We start from the raw sequence: 13663 nt of genomic DNA on the forward strand, positions 1-13663 counted from the left end.
AACTTGCTTTTCGGCAGAGTGTATTCACGCTCTGCTACCCAGGTCAATGCATTTCATCGGGGCAGATGGGCGTGTGGATGGTCAATGTGCATTGCTCCGGCGGCCTGCGCATGATGTCGGCCTGCCGTGAAGAGCTGGCCAAGCGCAGCGGCCCGCAACCACTGCTGATCGGCGTGACCGTGCTGACCAGTATGGAGCGCGAAGACTTGGCCGGTATCGGCCTGGATGTCGACCCGCAGGAACAAGTACTGCGCCTGGCGGCCCTGGCGCAGAAGGCCGGTATGGACGGCCTGGTGTGCTCGGCCCTGGAGGCCCCGGCGCTGAAGGCCGCGCACCCGTCGCTACAACTGGTGACGCCGGGTATTCGCCCGGCTGGCAGTGCCCAAGATGACCAGCGCCGTATCCTGACCCCGCGTCAGGCCCTGGACGCGGGCTCCGACTACCTGGTGATCGGGCGCCCGATCAGCCAGGCGGCAGACCCAGCCCAAGCGCTGGCCGCCGTGGTCGCCGAGATTCGCGGTTGATCCGAGCTCTCGAGGGCCGCCAAGCGGCCCTCAGACCTTCAACACCAACTTGCCGAAATTCTCCCCTTTGAACAGCTTGAGCAGCGTTTCGGGGAAGGTCTCCAACCCCTCCACCACATCCTCCTTGCTCTTGACCTTGCCACTGGCCATCCATCCGGCCATCTCCTGTGCGGCTTTGCCGTATTCCTTGACGTAATCCATCACCACGAAGCCTTCCATGCGTGCGCGGGCGACCAGCAGCGCCAAATAGTTCGCCGGCCCTTTGACCGCTTCCTTGTTGTTGTACTGGCTGATGGCCCCGCAGATGACGATACGGGCCTTGAAGTTGATACGGGTCAGCACGGCATCGAGGATGTCGCCGCCGACGTTGTCGAAATAGACATCCACGCCCTTTGGGCACTCGCGCTTGAGACCGGCCAGCACGTCCTCGGCCTTGTAGTCGATGACGCCGTCAAAGCCCAGCTCGTCCTTCAAATAAGCACACTTCTGCGCGCCCCCGGCGATACCGACCACACGGCAGCCTTTGATCTTGGCGATCTGCCCAACGATGCTGCCGACCGCGCCCGCAGCACCGGAGATCACCACGGTATCGCCTTCCTTCGGCTGGCCGACTTCCAGCAGGGCGAAGTAGGCAGTCATGCCGGTCATGCCCAGGGCCGAAAGGTAGCGGGGCAGTGGCACCAGGCGCGGGTCGACCTTGTAGAAGCCCTTGGGCTCGCCAGTGAAGTAGTCCTGCACCCCGAGGGCACCGCTGACATGGTCACCGGGCTTGTAGTCCGGATGCGCAGAGGCGACCACTTCGCCCACGCCCAAGGCGCGCATCACCTCGCCAAGGCCCACGGGTGGGATGTACGACTTGCTTTCGTTCATCCAGCCGCGCATGGCTGGGTCCAGCGACAGGTACAGGTTGCGCACCTGGATTTGACCTTCGGCAGGCTCGGCGGCAGGGATCTGTTCGAAAGTGAAGTCGTCCCGGCTCACGGCGCCCACAGGGCGCTTGGCCAGCAGGAAGCGACGGTTGGTCTGGGTCATGGCGGTTTCTCGCTCGTTATTAGGCAAAGCCTGTTGATAGTGCGCGGTACACCCGCCGACAAGCTTCACTGGCAAGGCGAATGGTGGGCGATCCACGTGGGTGATGCGGGATTGCAGGCACAATCACTGCAAACCATGGTAGTTCAACCGTGCTCCTGATGATGCTGCCCAGCCGGGTGGTGCACTGACTAGACTCAGACTCGACTTCCTTTCTCTGTGCAGGAGCAACGATGAGCATGACTTTTTCCGGCCAGGTCGCCCTGGTCACCGGTGGTGCGGCAGGGATTGGCCGGGCAACCGCCCAGGCGTTCGCCGCCGAGGGCCTCAAGGTGGTGGTAGCTGACCTCGACGTGGCGGGTGGCGAAAGTACCGTGGCGCTCATCCGCGAGGCCGGCGGTGAGGCCTTGTTCGTCGCTTGCGACGTGACCCGCGACAGCGATGTTCGCCAGTTGCACGAGAAGATCGTCGAGGCCTACGGCCGGCTGGACTACGCCTACAACAACGCCGGCATCGAGATCGAGAAGGGCCGCCTGGCCGAGGGCAGCGAGGCGGAGTTCGATGCGATCATGGGCGTCAATGTCAAGGGCGTGTGGCTGTGCATGAAGTACCAGCTGCCGCTGTTGCTCGCCCAAGGCGGTGGGGCCATCGTCAATACCGCCTCCGTGGCTGGCTTGGGCGCCGCGCCGAAGATGAGCATCTATGCAGCCTCCAAGCATGCCGTGATCGGCCTGACCAAGTCGGCGGCCATCGAGTATGCGAAAAAGGGCATTCGGGTCAACGCGGTGTGCCCGGCGGTGATCGACACCGACATGTTCCGCCGTGCCTACGAGGCTGACCCGCGCAAGGCCGAGTTCGCCGCCGCCATGCACCCGGTCGGGCGCATCGGCAAGGTCGAGGAAATCGCCTCGGCAGTACTCTACCTGTGCAGCGATGGCGCGGCTTTTACCACGGGCCACAGCCTGACCGTGGACGGTGGCGCCACGGCGATCTGACAACCGCCGGGCCGGGCGACCCGCAGTTAGCTGAAAACGACAGGTTCATAGCTATTTGACACCATTCTGACGTCGGGCTCTTGTCGGTACGCCCGCGCCATTGTCACTCTTGCCCTTCGGGAAAACCTGAAGGGCAAGGGGGAAGCGGCGATGGGGTCGACCAAGCACAGTCGTCTGGGCAACCTGGGCATGGCCCGCAAACTCGGCCTGGGCTTTGCCCTGGTGCTGCTGTTGACCCTGGCGGTCGCGGCCATCGGCATCATTGCCCTGCAAAGCGTTGGGCAGCGTTTCGACGGGTTGCGGCAGATGGGCCAGGTCAATACCGAGCTGCTGCGCCTGCGCCAGCACGAGCAGGCATTCGCCCTGCGCTCCGACATCAAGGAAGCCGACACCCTACGCAGCGGCCTGCAAGGCCTGGTCGAGCGCGTGCGTGGCCTGCCGACCCTGGCGGCAACGGAGTCGGACCTTACCGCCTACGGCAAGGCCTTCGATGCCTTCGTCGAGGTCGTGCAGTCCAAGGAACTGGCGCTGGACATGGCCAGTTGGTCGGTGTCCAGTGTCGCCAATAACCTCGATGTGTTGCAGTCCGGCCTTGCCGACGATGGCGCCTATACCCTCAAGCAATCCCAAGGCGAGAAGGGCACTGAGTTCCTCGACCAGGCGGCGCAGGTTTCACAAGTGTCGCGCCTGATGTTGCAGGCCATGGACGAGGCGCGGGTGCGCCTGGAGAAGAGCCGCAAGGGCGACGATACCGTGGAGCAGGGCCGCATCGCCCAGACCGTCGATGCTGCGACATTGGTCGAGCAGCTCAAGGCTTCGGTCGATGACCCGGGCTACCAGAGCGTGCTGAACGAGGTGGCCGGGCATATCGCCAGCTTCTCGGAAAAGCTCAACGAATACACCGACCTGCTGGCCAAGGAACAGGGCATCAAGGCGCAGTTGCAAACCAGCGCCGAGCAGGTCACCGCGCGCGTCGACCAGGCCTACGCCACGCAGGAACAGAGCATGCAGGGCGAGTTGACGCGCAACGCCCTGGCCATTGCCATCGCCACGGCGCTGGCGCTGCTGGTGGGCATCGTGGCTGCCTGGCTCATTACCCGCGCGGTGGTTGGCCCGCTGAAGCGGGTGATTGCCAGCGCCCAGCGTATCGCAGCGGGCGACCTGGTGGTCGAGAACCAGGTGGTCGGGCGCGATGAGGTCGGCCAACTGACCCTGGCGATGCAGCAGATGGCCGCAGGGCTGTCCGGCATCGTCAGCGGCTTGCAGCATGGTATTGAGCAGTTGGCGGGCAACGCCCAGGCGTTGTCGGCGGTGACCGAGCAGACCAACCGCGAGGTCGGCAGCCAGAAAGAAGAAACCGAGCAGGTGGCCACGGCCATGCAGCAGATGACCGCCACCGTGCACGATGTGGCACGCAACGCCGAGGAAGCCGCCCAGGCGGCGCAGGATGCCGACGACAAGGTCGAGTCTGGCCAGCAGGTGGTGCGTCGCAGCATGCAGCGTATCGAGCAATTGGCGGATGCTGCAGAAACCGCCAGCGCGGGTATCGACAGCCTGAGTGCCGAGATTCATACCATTGGCGATGTACTCGAGGTCATCAAGAGCGTTGCCGAGCAGACCAACCTGCTGGCGCTCAACGCGGCCATCGAGGCAGCGCGAGCTGGAGAGCAGGGCAGGGGCTTTGCGGTGGTGGCCGACGAAGTGCGCGCCCTGGCGCGACGGACCCGGCAGTCGACCGAGGAAATCGAGCGCCTGGTCGCCAGCCTGCGCGGCAATGCCCAGCAGTCGGTGACGCAGATTCGCGGCAGTACCGAACTGGTGCGCCTGGCGGTGGCCGATGCGCTGCACACTGAAAGCGCGCTGGGCAGCATCGCTTCGGCGGTGTCATTGATCCAGCAGATGAACCAGCAGATTGCCGCGGCGGCCGAGCAGCAAAGCTCGGTGGCCGAGGAGATCAGCCGCAGTGTGACGCAGATTCGTGGAAGCGCCGATCAGGCGGCGCTGGCGATGCGTGACAATGCGCGCTCCAGTGTGGAGCTTGCGCAACTGGGCGATGAGCTGAAGGGGATGGTCGGGCATTTCCGGTTGTAGTCGTCTGTGCCCGCGAAAGGGCCGACACAGACGACTAAAATTACTTCACCTTGCGCGGGCTCAGAATCATCAGCGTGATCACGCCCGCCACGATCCCCCAGAACGCCGAGCCGATCGAGAACAGCGTCAGCCCCGACGCCGTGACCATGAAGGTAATCAACGCCGGCTCCCGCTCACGCGCTTCGCCCATGGCCACGCTCAGGCCGTTCATGATCGAGCCGAACAGCGCCAAGGCGGCAATCGACAGCACCAGCTCCTTGGGCAGCGCGGCGAACAGCGCCGCCAAGGTGGCACCGAACACACCGGCAATGCCGTAGAAAATCCCGCACCACACCGCCGCTGTGTAGCGTTTGGCCGGGTCTTCATGGGCATGCGGGCCGGTGCAGATCGCCGCACTGATCGCCGCCAGGTTCACCCCGTGGGCACCGAACGGCGCCAGCAGCAGCGAGGCCAGACCGGTGCTGGTGATCAGCGGCGAAGCGGGCACCTGGTAGCCGTCGGCGCGCAGCACGGCAACGCCAGGCATGTTCTGCGAGGTCATGGCCACCACGAACAGCGGGATGCCGATGCTGATGGTCGCGGCCAGGGAGAAGCTTGGTGTCGTCCACACCGGCTTGGCCACTTCCAGGTTGAAGCCGCTGAAGTCCAGCAGCCCCAACGCGCCGGACAGCGCCGTGCCGACCACCAGCGCGGCCAGTACGCAGTAGCGTGGCGACAGGCGCTTGACCAGCAGGTAGCTGAAGAACATGCCCAGTACCAGCAGCGTGCGGTGCTGGGCGGCGATGAAGATCTCGCTGCCGATCTTGAACAGGATGCCGGCCAGCAGCGCCGAGGCCAGGGACGCCGGTATGCGGCGCACCAGCCGCTCGAAGCTGCCGGTCAGGCCGCATACCAGCACCAGCAGGGCACAGGTGATGTAGGCGCCAATGGCCTCGCCATAGCTCACGCCGCCCAGGCTGGTAATCAGCAAGGCTGCGCCAGGGGTCGACCAGGCCACGGTGATCGGCGTGCGGTAGCGCAACGACAGGCCGATGCTGCACACCGCCATGCCGATCGACAGCGCCCATATCCATGAGGAAATCTGCCCGCTGGTCAGGCCTGCTGCCTGGCCTGCCTGAAACATCAGTACCAGCGAGCTGGTGTAACCGGTGAGCATCGCGATAAAGCCTGCGACTACCGCGGAAGGGGAGGTGTCCGACAGAGGGCGCAGGCGCGCCGAAGTGGCGTCGGTCATGGGGTGATTCCTTGTGCGTGTAAGCATTTATTGCAGACTACCGTCTTGTGCGGAGAGCCTTGTCATACAGCCGCCATTGCATTTAACCGTACAGTCCCCAACTATTGGGCTCGGATCTGCAACTGCGCGAGAGGGGGAGGGGCGATGTACAAGGTGTATGGAGATTTCCAGTCGGGCAATTGCTACAAGGTCAAGCTGATGTTGGCGTTGTTGGGCCGCCCTTATGAATGGCTCCCGGTGGATATCCTCAAGGGCGAAACCGAAACGCCCGAGTTCCTGGCCATGAACCCCAATGGCAAGGTGCCGGTGCTCAAGCTCGAAGATGGCACCTGCCTGTGGGAGTCCAACGCCATCCTCAACTTCCTTGCCGATGGCAGCGAGTTCTTGCCCTGCGAGCCGCGTTTGCGTACCCAGGTATTGCAGTGGCAGTTCTTCGAACAGTACAGCCACGAGCCTTACATTGCCGTGGCGCGCTTTATCCAGTTCTACCTGGGGCTGCCGGACGAGCGCTTGGAGGAATACCGCAAGCTGCACAAGGGCGGCTACAAGGCGCTGAAGGTAATGGAGAAGCAGCTGAAGATGACGCCCTACCTGGTGGGCGATCAATACTCCATCGCCGACGTGGCGCTGTATGCCTATACCCATGTAGCCCACCAGGGCGGCTTCGACCTGGCGGAGTATCCGGCGGTGCGGGCCTGGCTGGAGCGAGTGGCGAGCCATCCGAAGCATGTAGCGATGGTTGACTGAGGACATCTGCAACGGCCCAATCGCGGGCTTGTCCCGCGATTGGGCCGTTACTGTCTGGCGGCTGCCGGCTCAGATCGCCGAGAAACGCTTATCGAGATAGGCAATGATGGCCTTGGACTCATACATCCAAGTCACCTGGCCCTCTTCCTCGATCCGCAGGCACGGCACTTTCACCCGGCCGCCACCCTCGAGCAGTGCCTGGCGGTGCTGCGCATCGTTCTTCGCATCGCGCAAGGCCACCGGCACGTTGAGTCGGTGCAGGGTGCGGCGGGTCTTCACGCAGAAGGGGCAGGCATGGAACTGGTACAGCGCCAGGCCCTGGGCCTCTCGCTCGACCTGAGCCTGGGCGGCGGCATCGCGTTTGCGCTTGGCCGGGCGGCTGATCCAGTCGCCGAACACGATGAGCTGGCCGAGGCCGACCCGCAGGGCTTTGACGATCATGGGCAACTCCTGAACATTCACTACGGAAAATAAAAAGCCGACCCAACGGGTCGGCTTCGAACTACGCGCCGATCACTTGATCAGGCTGAGGAATTCGCTACGAGTGGCGGCGTTTTCGCGGAATTCGCCGAGCATCACCGAAGTGATCATGCTCGAATTCTGCTTCTCGACACCGCGCATCATCATGCACATGTGCTTGGCTTCGATGACCACGGCAACACCCGCGGCGCCGGTGACTTGCGCGACCGCCTCGGCGATCTGGCGGCTGAGGTTTTCCTGGATCTGCAGGCGGCGGGCATACATGTCGACGATGCGCGCGACCTTGGACAGGCCCAGCACTTTGCCCTTGGGCAGGTAAGCCACATGGGCCTTGCCGATGAACGGCAGCATGTGGTGCTCGCACATCGAATACAGCTCGATATCCCGGACCAGCACCATTTCGCTGTTGTCAGAGCTGAACAGCGCACCATTGGTGACTTCTTCCAGGGTTTGCTCATAACCGCGGCAAAGGTACTTCATGGCCTTTGCAGCCCGCTTGGGCGTGTCAAGCAGGCCCTCGCGGGAAACGTCCTCGCCGATCTGGCTGAGAATCGCGGTGTAGTTCTGTTCCAGGGACATGTATCTACCTGTGGGAAAAAACGCAAAGGCGAAGGTTACGGCTGTGAAGGCAACGCTGCAAGCACGACGTCACTCGTCACGGCCTTCGAGCATGGTCCGGCGCAGCATCACGTACACCGCACCGGTGCCGCCGTGGCGGGCCTGGCAGGAGGTAAAGGCGAGCACTTGGGGGTGCTGGCGCAGCCAGGTGTTGACGTGACTCTTGATCATTGGCCGCTTGCCATCCAGGCGCGCCGCCTTGCCGTGGGTAACGCGCACACAGCGCACTTCCAGCTTGGTGGCTTCGGCGAGAAAGTCCCACAGGGTCTCGCGGGCTTTCTCGACGGTCATGCCATGCAGGTCGAGGCTGCCCTCGAAAGGCACCTGGCCGAGCTTGAGCTTGCGCGCCTGGCTTTCCTGCACGCCGTCGCGGCGCCACATCAATTCATCCTCGGCGCCGACATCGATGACGAACTGGTCGGACATGCCGTCGATCACCAGCGGCTGGTCGCTGCGCACGGTGGCTGCCTGGCGCAGGCCAGCCAGTTGCTTGCGGTCGGCCTTGGGCTTGCCAACTTCGGCGCGGTCGTGCTGGATCGGCTTGACGCCGCGCACCTCGCCGCGGAAGAGGGAAAAGTCGTCGTCTTGCATGTGTGCCTCCACTTGGGGCGGCGTAGTTTACGCGAGTCTTTTCCTGCTTGCAGTGTTGTGTCGAAACGCTCAGTCGTGGCGCTTCATCAAGTGTGGCGACAAGTTCAGTTCGCGGCTGCGACGCAAGCGAATGCGGCTGCGACGCCAGAAGCGTATGCCCAGCCAGAACAGCACCAGCCCGCCCAGGGCGAAGGTGATCGACAGTGGGCGGTTGGCATTGAGTTCGGCGAACGCCTGGTAGTTGCCCAGCAGGCCGGCAATACCGGCCATGGCCAGAAGAATGCCCAAGGTCGCGAGCAGGGCCGACAACCCGGCTGCCAGGCGTGCGCCCCAGTTACCGGGTTCGCGTGGGCGCAGTCGCTTGGCGTCGAAAGTGCCTTTGAGCTTCATTCCGATTTCCTCTGTAGGTATCCGGAATTCGACCTGGAGGCGCGCCTCGGGTTCCGCCCGGCGGCCGGGCGGTCGGTGCGGCCTGGGTCAGATCAGGCTGGCGGTGCGGGCAACACAGGCGAAGTTGTCGGCCATCACGGCCATTTCGCACTGGTGGATCTGTGCGGCGGGAATGGTCCCGTCCTTGAAGGCCAGGTCGCGGGTGGCCGAGGCATCCTCCACCAGGGTGCAACGATAACCATAGTCCTTGGCCCGGCGCACGGTGGTGCTGACGCTGGAATGGCTCATGAAGCCGCAGACGATCAGGTCCAGGTGGCCAAGCTCTTGCAGCGTCTCGTGCAGCTTGGTGTTCTTGAAGGCATTGGGCATGCGCTTTTCGATGATGATCTCACCGTCACGCGGCTCCACGCCGGGAATGAACTCGCCGCGGCTGCCCTGTGGGTCGAACAGGCCACCGACGGTGCCCAGGTGGCGAACATGGATGATCGGGCGCCCGGCCTTGCGAGCGGCTTCGAGCAACCGGGCGATGTTGGCCACGGCCTCGTCCATGCCCGACAGCGTCAGAGGACCGCTGAGGTACTCTTTCTGTGCGTCGATGACGATCAGGCTGGCTTGGCCCAGCTTGGCCGGCGGGTAGTCGCGGCCGCTGAGGCGGAACATCGTGGTTGGAACGGACATCAAGGGCTCCTTGGATAGGGCTTTTCTGCGCCTATTCTCCCTCGCCTTGGCGCCAATGTGAATGGTTGACAACGTAAGTGGCGTGGTTACTGGCCTCTGGCTAGCTTGGCGGGATCGGGTGGAACATTTCAGCCAGCGGGCTGTTAGACTTTTGTCCTGTCTGAAAAGGAGTCACCCGTGATCACATCCCGTCTGCGCACCCTGCGCGACCATATCCGCTGGGCCGTCAGCCGCTTCCATGAGCATGACCTGTTCTTCGGCCACGGTGCCGACAATGCCTGGGACGAAGCCCGCCTGCTGGTGTTGGGGGCCGTGCACCTGCCCTGGGAAATCGCCGACAGCTACCTCGATTGCCAGCTCGAAGACGACGAGCGGGTGCGCCTGCAGCATTTGCTCAAGCGGCGCATCGAGGACCGTGTGCCGGCCGCCTACCTGCTGGGCGAGGCGTGGTTCTGCGGGATGTCGTTCATTGTCGACGAGCGGGTGCTGGTGCCGCGCTCGCCCATCGGCGAGCTGATTGAAAAACGCTTCGAGCCGTGGCTGGCGCACGAACCTGCACGCATTCTCGACCTGTGCACCGGCTCCGGTTGCATCGGCATCGTGGCTGCCGACGTGTTCCCCGAGGCCGAGGTGGTACTGGGCGACCTGTCGTTCGATGCACTCGAGGTGGCCAACCAGAACATCGAGCGCCATGGCCTGGACGCGCGGGTCTATACCGTGCAGGGCGATGGCTTTGCCGGCCTGCCGGGGCAGCGCTTCGACCTGATCCTGTCGAACCCGCCGTACGTCGATGCCGAAGACTTCGCCGACATGCCGGCCGAGTACCACCATGAGCCCGAGCTGGGCCTGGCCTGCGGCAACGACGGGCTGGACCTGGTGCGGCGGATGCTCGCCGAGGCGGGCGACCACTTGACCGAAAAGGGCCTGATGATCGTCGAGGTGGGCAACAGCCAGGTGCACGTCGAGGCGTTGTACCCGGAAGTGGACTTTGCCTGGCTGGAGTTCGAGCGCGGTGGGCATGGGGTGTTCATGCTGACGGCTCAGCAGTGCCGTGAGCACCAGGCGTTGTTCAAGGCTCGGGTGTGAGTTGAAGCGGGGGCTGCTGCGCGGCCCCTGCTATGTCAGCGAGTGGCGATCCAGATCAACAGCCCCGCCTGGAACACCGCAAAGGCCACCAGGCAGGTGATAGTGAAGCGCAGGCCGCTGTCCTCGCGGCGGTACTTGGCCACGCGCTCGTCGCGCTCGCGCAACTGCGCTTCTTTCTCCTGCAACTTCTGTTCGGCCTGTTGCAGCATCGAGGCCGCCTCGATCATGTCGACGCGCTGCACTTTCTCACTGTTCCAGCCGCCCTTGAGCTGGCCGACCGGCGCATCGAGGGTGCGCGCCTTGAGCATCTGCCCGTCGGCATATTGCAGCTCCAGCCCGGCGCTGCGCAGCAGGTGGTCGCGGCGCAGGCGCGAGTCTTCGTTGAGGGCATCCTTGCTGGGCAGGGCCATGCCTTCGATGCGGTAGTGCGACCACTTGCGCTGCAGCCACTGGGTGGCCTGGGCCAGCATATAGCGGCCAAGGCCGCGGTTCAGCGGTTCGAGTTGCAGGCCGGCCTCATCGCCGATGCGGATCACACGTTGCTCGTGGTCGACGCGGATATCCAGCTGGTTCTGCTCTTTGCGCACCTTTTGCCCGGGCAGGCGAATTTCCATGCGCAGCAGGCTGTTGGCCTGGTCATGGCGCTCGGCGTAGCCGAATTGCACGAAGCGCAGCGGCCGAGCGCCGCTGTTGCGATCGGTGGGCAGGGGCGCCAGGCGCAGCAGTTGGAAGTGTTCGGCGGCAAGGTCGGCCCAGGGCAGTGGAGCGCTTTGCGGTGGTTGTTCCTCGGTTGCCTCGGCGGCGGGTGCATCGGTCATCAGGGCTGTCCTCAAGTGCAGGGAGCGACGACAGTGTCACCGTCTCATGCCTGCGTTATCGGCAGCCTGCGCCAAGACCTGAGCGCAACCCTCAGGCCGAGGGCAGTTGATGGATGAATTCCACTACTCGCTGGCCCAGCTCGCGGGCCAGTGGCAGTTCGGGGTTGAGGTAGCTGTCACGTTGCAGGTGCATGGCCCTTGGGCTGATGCGCAGCATGTGGTTCATGCCATCGATCAGCGCCAGTTGGGCATCCGGCTTGGCCGCCTTGAGGCGTTCGGCATCGCCGACTTCGACCTGCACGTCATTGCGCCCTTGAACGATCAGCGCCGGTACCTTGAGGCGCGCGAATGCCGCCGCCGGGTCCTGGCGGAACAACGAGATCAGGTAAGGCTGCACCGTGGGGCGGAAAACCTCGCGCAGGGGCGTCGGTACGTCCAGGCTCGACTGGCCGGCCTGCAGGCGGTCGAGCAGGGCGTTGCCACGTGCCAGTTGCGCCGGTTGCAGGCGCTGGGCCAGTTGCTCGCGCAGCACGTCGGCCACCGGTCGTCCGCTGCCGGCCAGGGAAATGACGGCGCTGGCGCCGGCCTGGTCGGCGGCGAGGCTGGCGATCAGGGCGCCTTCGCTGTGGCCTATCAGGATCAGCCGGCCGAAGCGCGGGTCGGCCTTGAGCTGCTGTGCCCAGGCGACGGCATCGGCGACGTAGCCCTCGACGCTCAGGTCGCGCTCGTCAGGGGCCGCGGGCTGGCTGGCGGCCACACCCCGTTTGTCGTAGCGCACGCTGGCGATGCCTTCGCCGGCCAACAGCCAGGCCAGGCGCTTGAGGTTGTCGATGCGCCCGGAGGCCGGGTTGTTGCCGTCGCGGTCGGTAGGGCCGGAGCCTGCGAGGATCAGCGCCACCGGCGGTGGGGTGGCTTGTTGGGGCAACAGCAGGGAGCCGTGCAGCACGCCGTGGCCGGTGTCCAGGTCGATGGGGCGTTGCAGGACGCTGGGAGCGGCCTGGGCGAAAGTGGCGCAGAACAGCAGGAGCAGGGCGAAGAGGCGGGGCATGGTGGGGATACTGCGTAACGAGATGAAGCGTTGGACCTGTGCCGAGGATGAAGGTTCTGGGTCGTGCTGGCCTGACAGTGGCGTCATCCGAATTTCTTCTGCTTTTTTTCTCAAACCTGCGGCTTTCCGTATACTGGCGCCCTCGTCCACATTCAGGCTGATTCGCGGAGCGTCCATGTCCGGCAATACCTACGGCAAGCTGTTCACTGTCACCACCGCTGGCGAAAGCCATGGGCCGGCGTTGGTCGCCATTGTCGATGGGTGCCCGCCGGGCCTTGAAATTTCCCTGGCCGACCTGCAGCACGACCTCGACCGGCGCAAGCCCGGTACCAGCCGGCACACCACCCAGCGCCAGGAAGCGGACGAGGTGGAAATCCTCTCCGGGGTGTTCGAGGGCCGTACCACCGGCTGCTCGATCGGCCTGCTGATCCGCAATACCGACCAGAAGTCCAAGGACTACTCGGCCATCAAGGACCTGTTCCGCCCGGCCCACGCCGACTACACCTACCACCACAAGTACGGCACCCGCGACTACCGCGGCGGTGGCCGCAGTTCGGCGCGGGAAACCGCCATGCGCGTGGCCGCCGGTGCCATCGCCAAGAAGTACCTGGCCACCCAGGGTATCGTGGTGCGTGGCTACATGAGCCAGCTGGGCCCGATCGAGATCCCGTTCAAGACCTGGGACAGCGTCGAGCAGAACGCCTTCTTCAGCCCCGACCCGAGCAAGGTGCCGGAACTTGAGGCCTACATGGATCAACTGCGCCGCGACCAGGACTCGGTCGGGGCGAAGATCACCGTCGTCGCAGAAGGCGTGATGCCTGGCCTGGGCGAACCGATCTTCGACCGCCTCGATGCCGAGCTGGCCCACGCGCTGATGAGCATCAACGCGGTCAAGGGCGTGGAGATCGGCGCAGGTTTCGCCAGTGTCGCCCAGCGCGGCACCGAGCACCGCGATGAGCTGACCCCTGAAGGTTTCCTCAGCAACAATGCCGGCGGCATCCTCGGCGGTATTTCTTCCGGCCAGCCGATCGTTGCACATCTGGCACTCAAGCCGACCTCCAGCATCACCGTGCCGGGCCGCTCCATCGACGTCGAGGGCAACCCGGTGGAGGTGATCACCAAGGGCCGTCACGACCCTTGCGTCGGTATTCGCGCCACGCCGATCGCCGAGGCGATGATGGCGATCGTGCTGATGGACCACCTGCTGCGCCATCGTGGGCAGAATGCCGATGTTCGCGTGAATACGCCGGTTCTGCCGCAGCTTTGAGCCCATCGGCCCCATCGCGGGACAAGCCCGCTCCCACAGGTACCATAGCGTTCTTGAGAGCAGTGGC

15 protein-coding genes and 1 pseudogene are annotated in these 13663 nt (G+C 64.4%); 7 read left to right on the top strand and 9 right to left on the bottom strand.

Features of this window, described 5'->3' with window-relative positions; translation table 11 throughout:
• Window positions 1-524: orotidine-5'-phosphate decarboxylase (gene pyrF, locus ACQKPE_RS11275; protein ID WP_427665801.1), on the top strand; the 524-nt coding region annotated here is incomplete at its 5' end.
• A gap of 30 nt (window positions 525-554) precedes the next feature.
• Here the strand turns inward: pyrF and ACQKPE_RS11280 are convergent.
• Window positions 555-1556, bottom strand: coding sequence for an NADP-dependent oxidoreductase (locus ACQKPE_RS11280; RefSeq protein WP_427665803.1), 1002 nt, complete (start codon window positions 1554-1556; stop codon window positions 555-557).
• A 230-nt stretch (window positions 1557-1786) separates the two neighbouring features.
• Here ACQKPE_RS11280 and ACQKPE_RS11285 point away from each other — a divergent pair, with 230 nt between their 5' ends.
• The 3 genes and pseudogenes from ACQKPE_RS11285 (at window position 1787) to ACQKPE_RS11295 (ending at window position 4639) form a co-directional block, all read left to right on the top strand.
• Window positions 1787-2548: an SDR family oxidoreductase gene (locus tag ACQKPE_RS11285; RefSeq protein ID WP_427665804.1), complete on the top strand. Its 762-nt coding sequence runs from the start codon at window positions 1787-1789 to the stop codon at window positions 2546-2548.
• Window positions 2549-3553: 1005 nt separating this feature from the next.
• Window positions 3554-3730, top strand: a pseudogene (locus ACQKPE_RS11290) (methyl-accepting chemotaxis protein); the annotation flags it as partial.
• Between the two features lie 204 nt (window positions 3731-3934).
• Window positions 3935-4639: a methyl-accepting chemotaxis protein gene (locus tag ACQKPE_RS11295; protein WP_427665828.1), complete on the top strand. Its 705-nt coding sequence runs from the start codon at window positions 3935-3937 to the stop codon at window positions 4637-4639.
• Window positions 4640-4679: 40 nt separating this feature from the next.
• Here ACQKPE_RS11295 and ACQKPE_RS11300 read toward each other — a convergent pair whose 3' ends face one another.
• Window positions 4680-5873, bottom strand: a complete 1194-nt coding sequence (locus tag ACQKPE_RS11300) for a benzoate/H(+) symporter BenE family transporter (RefSeq protein WP_427665806.1) — start codon at window positions 5871-5873, stop codon at window positions 4680-4682.
• A 144-nt stretch (window positions 5874-6017) separates the two neighbouring features.
• Between ACQKPE_RS11300 and ACQKPE_RS11305 the strand changes: the two genes are divergently transcribed.
• A complete protein-coding gene (locus tag ACQKPE_RS11305) occupies window positions 6018-6620 on the top strand; it encodes a glutathione S-transferase family protein (protein ID WP_427665808.1) in 603 nt (200 codons plus the stop codon).
• A gap of 69 nt (window positions 6621-6689) precedes the next feature.
• Here the strand turns inward: ACQKPE_RS11305 and ACQKPE_RS11310 are convergent, their stop codons facing one another.
• From ACQKPE_RS11310 to ACQKPE_RS11330, 5 genes are all read right to left on the bottom strand, one after another.
• A complete protein-coding gene (locus ACQKPE_RS11310) occupies window positions 6690-7061 on the bottom strand; it encodes a glutaredoxin (RefSeq protein ID WP_427665810.1) in 372 nt (123 codons plus the stop codon).
• 72 nt (window positions 7062-7133) lie between these two features.
• Window positions 7134-7679 (bottom strand): GTP cyclohydrolase I FolE, encoded by a 546-nt coding sequence (gene folE / locus ACQKPE_RS11315; RefSeq protein WP_427665812.1) that lies wholly within the window; start codon window positions 7677-7679, stop codon window positions 7134-7136.
• A 69-nt stretch (window positions 7680-7748) separates the two neighbouring features.
• Entirely contained in the window at window positions 7749-8309 is a 561-nt protein-coding gene (locus ACQKPE_RS11320; RefSeq protein WP_427665813.1) for a Smr/MutS family protein, read from the bottom strand.
• Window positions 8310-8378: 69 nt separating this feature from the next.
• The gene (locus ACQKPE_RS11325) at window positions 8379-8699 is read right to left on the bottom strand and encodes a hypothetical protein (RefSeq protein ID WP_427665815.1); all 321 of its coding nucleotides are present in this window, start codon (window positions 8697-8699) and stop codon (window positions 8379-8381) included.
• Between the two features lie 87 nt (window positions 8700-8786).
• Window positions 8787-9377 (bottom strand): cysteine hydrolase family protein, encoded by a 591-nt coding sequence (locus ACQKPE_RS11330; protein WP_427665816.1) that lies wholly within the window; start codon window positions 9375-9377, stop codon window positions 8787-8789.
• A 177-nt stretch (window positions 9378-9554) separates the two neighbouring features.
• On the opposite strand from ACQKPE_RS11330, the gene prmB reads away from it, so the two are divergent.
• Window positions 9555-10463, top strand: a complete 909-nt coding sequence (gene prmB, locus ACQKPE_RS11335; RefSeq protein ID WP_427665818.1) for a 50S ribosomal protein L3 N(5)-glutamine methyltransferase — start codon at window positions 9555-9557, stop codon at window positions 10461-10463.
• 35 nt (window positions 10464-10498) lie between these two features.
• On the opposite strand, the gene ACQKPE_RS11340 is transcribed toward prmB, so the two are convergent.
• Complete coding sequence (locus ACQKPE_RS11340) at window positions 10499-11281, bottom strand: hypothetical protein (RefSeq protein ID WP_427665820.1); 783 nt, start codon at window positions 11279-11281, stop codon at window positions 10499-10501.
• Window positions 11282-11372: 91 nt separating this feature from the next.
• On the bottom strand, window positions 11373-12329 hold the full coding sequence (locus tag ACQKPE_RS11345; RefSeq protein ID WP_427665822.1) for an alpha/beta hydrolase: 957 nt from the start codon (window positions 12327-12329) through the stop codon (window positions 11373-11375).
• 175 nt (window positions 12330-12504) lie between these two features.
• Between ACQKPE_RS11345 and aroC the strand changes: the two genes are divergently transcribed.
• Complete coding sequence (gene aroC, locus ACQKPE_RS11350) at window positions 12505-13596, top strand: chorismate synthase (protein ID WP_427665823.1); 1092 nt, start codon at window positions 12505-12507, stop codon at window positions 13594-13596.
• Window positions 13597-13663: the final 67 nt, after the last annotated feature.

Origin of the sequence: Pseudomonas sp. NPDC089554, assembly GCF_050280645.1 — a bacterium.
Taxonomy (GTDB): domain Bacteria; phylum Pseudomonadota; class Gammaproteobacteria; order Pseudomonadales; family Pseudomonadaceae; genus Aquipseudomonas.

Coding starts and splice junctions, on each gene's coding strand:
- ACQKPE_RS11305 (WP_427665808.1), top strand. CDS start 6,018: ATGTACAAGGTGTATGGAGATTTCCAGTCGGGCAATTGCTACAAGGTC.
- ACQKPE_RS11280 (WP_427665803.1), bottom strand. CDS start 1,556: ATGACCCAGACCAACCGTCGCTTCCTGCTGGCCAAGCGCCCTGTGGGC.
- ACQKPE_RS11300 (WP_427665806.1), bottom strand. CDS start 5,873: ATGACCGACGCCACTTCGGCGCGCCTGCGCCCTCTGTCGGACACCTCC.
- ACQKPE_RS11310 (WP_427665810.1), bottom strand. CDS start 7,061: ATGATCGTCAAAGCCCTGCGGGTCGGCCTCGGCCAGCTCATCGTGTTC.
- ACQKPE_RS11330 (WP_427665816.1), bottom strand. CDS start 9,377: ATGTCCGTTCCAACCACGATGTTCCGCCTCAGCGGCCGCGACTACCCG.
- aroC (WP_427665823.1), top strand. CDS start 12,505: ATGTCCGGCAATACCTACGGCAAGCTGTTCACTGTCACCACCGCTGGC.
- ACQKPE_RS11295 (WP_427665828.1), top strand. CDS start 3,935: ATGACCGCCACCGTGCACGATGTGGCACGCAACGCCGAGGAAGCCGCC.
- ACQKPE_RS11340 (WP_427665820.1), bottom strand. CDS start 11,281: ATGACCGATGCACCCGCCGCCGAGGCAACCGAGGAACAACCACCGCAA.
- ACQKPE_RS11320 (WP_427665813.1), bottom strand. CDS start 8,309: ATGCAAGACGACGACTTTTCCCTCTTCCGCGGCGAGGTGCGCGGCGTC.
- folE (WP_427665812.1), bottom strand. CDS start 7,679: ATGTCCCTGGAACAGAACTACACCGCGATTCTCAGCCAGATCGGCGAG.
- ACQKPE_RS11325 (WP_427665815.1), bottom strand. CDS start 8,699: ATGAAGCTCAAAGGCACTTTCGACGCCAAGCGACTGCGCCCACGCGAA.
- ACQKPE_RS11345 (WP_427665822.1), bottom strand. CDS start 12,329: ATGCCCCGCCTCTTCGCCCTGCTCCTGCTGTTCTGCGCCACTTTCGCC.
- ACQKPE_RS11285 (WP_427665804.1), top strand. CDS start 1,787: ATGAGCATGACTTTTTCCGGCCAGGTCGCCCTGGTCACCGGTGGTGCG.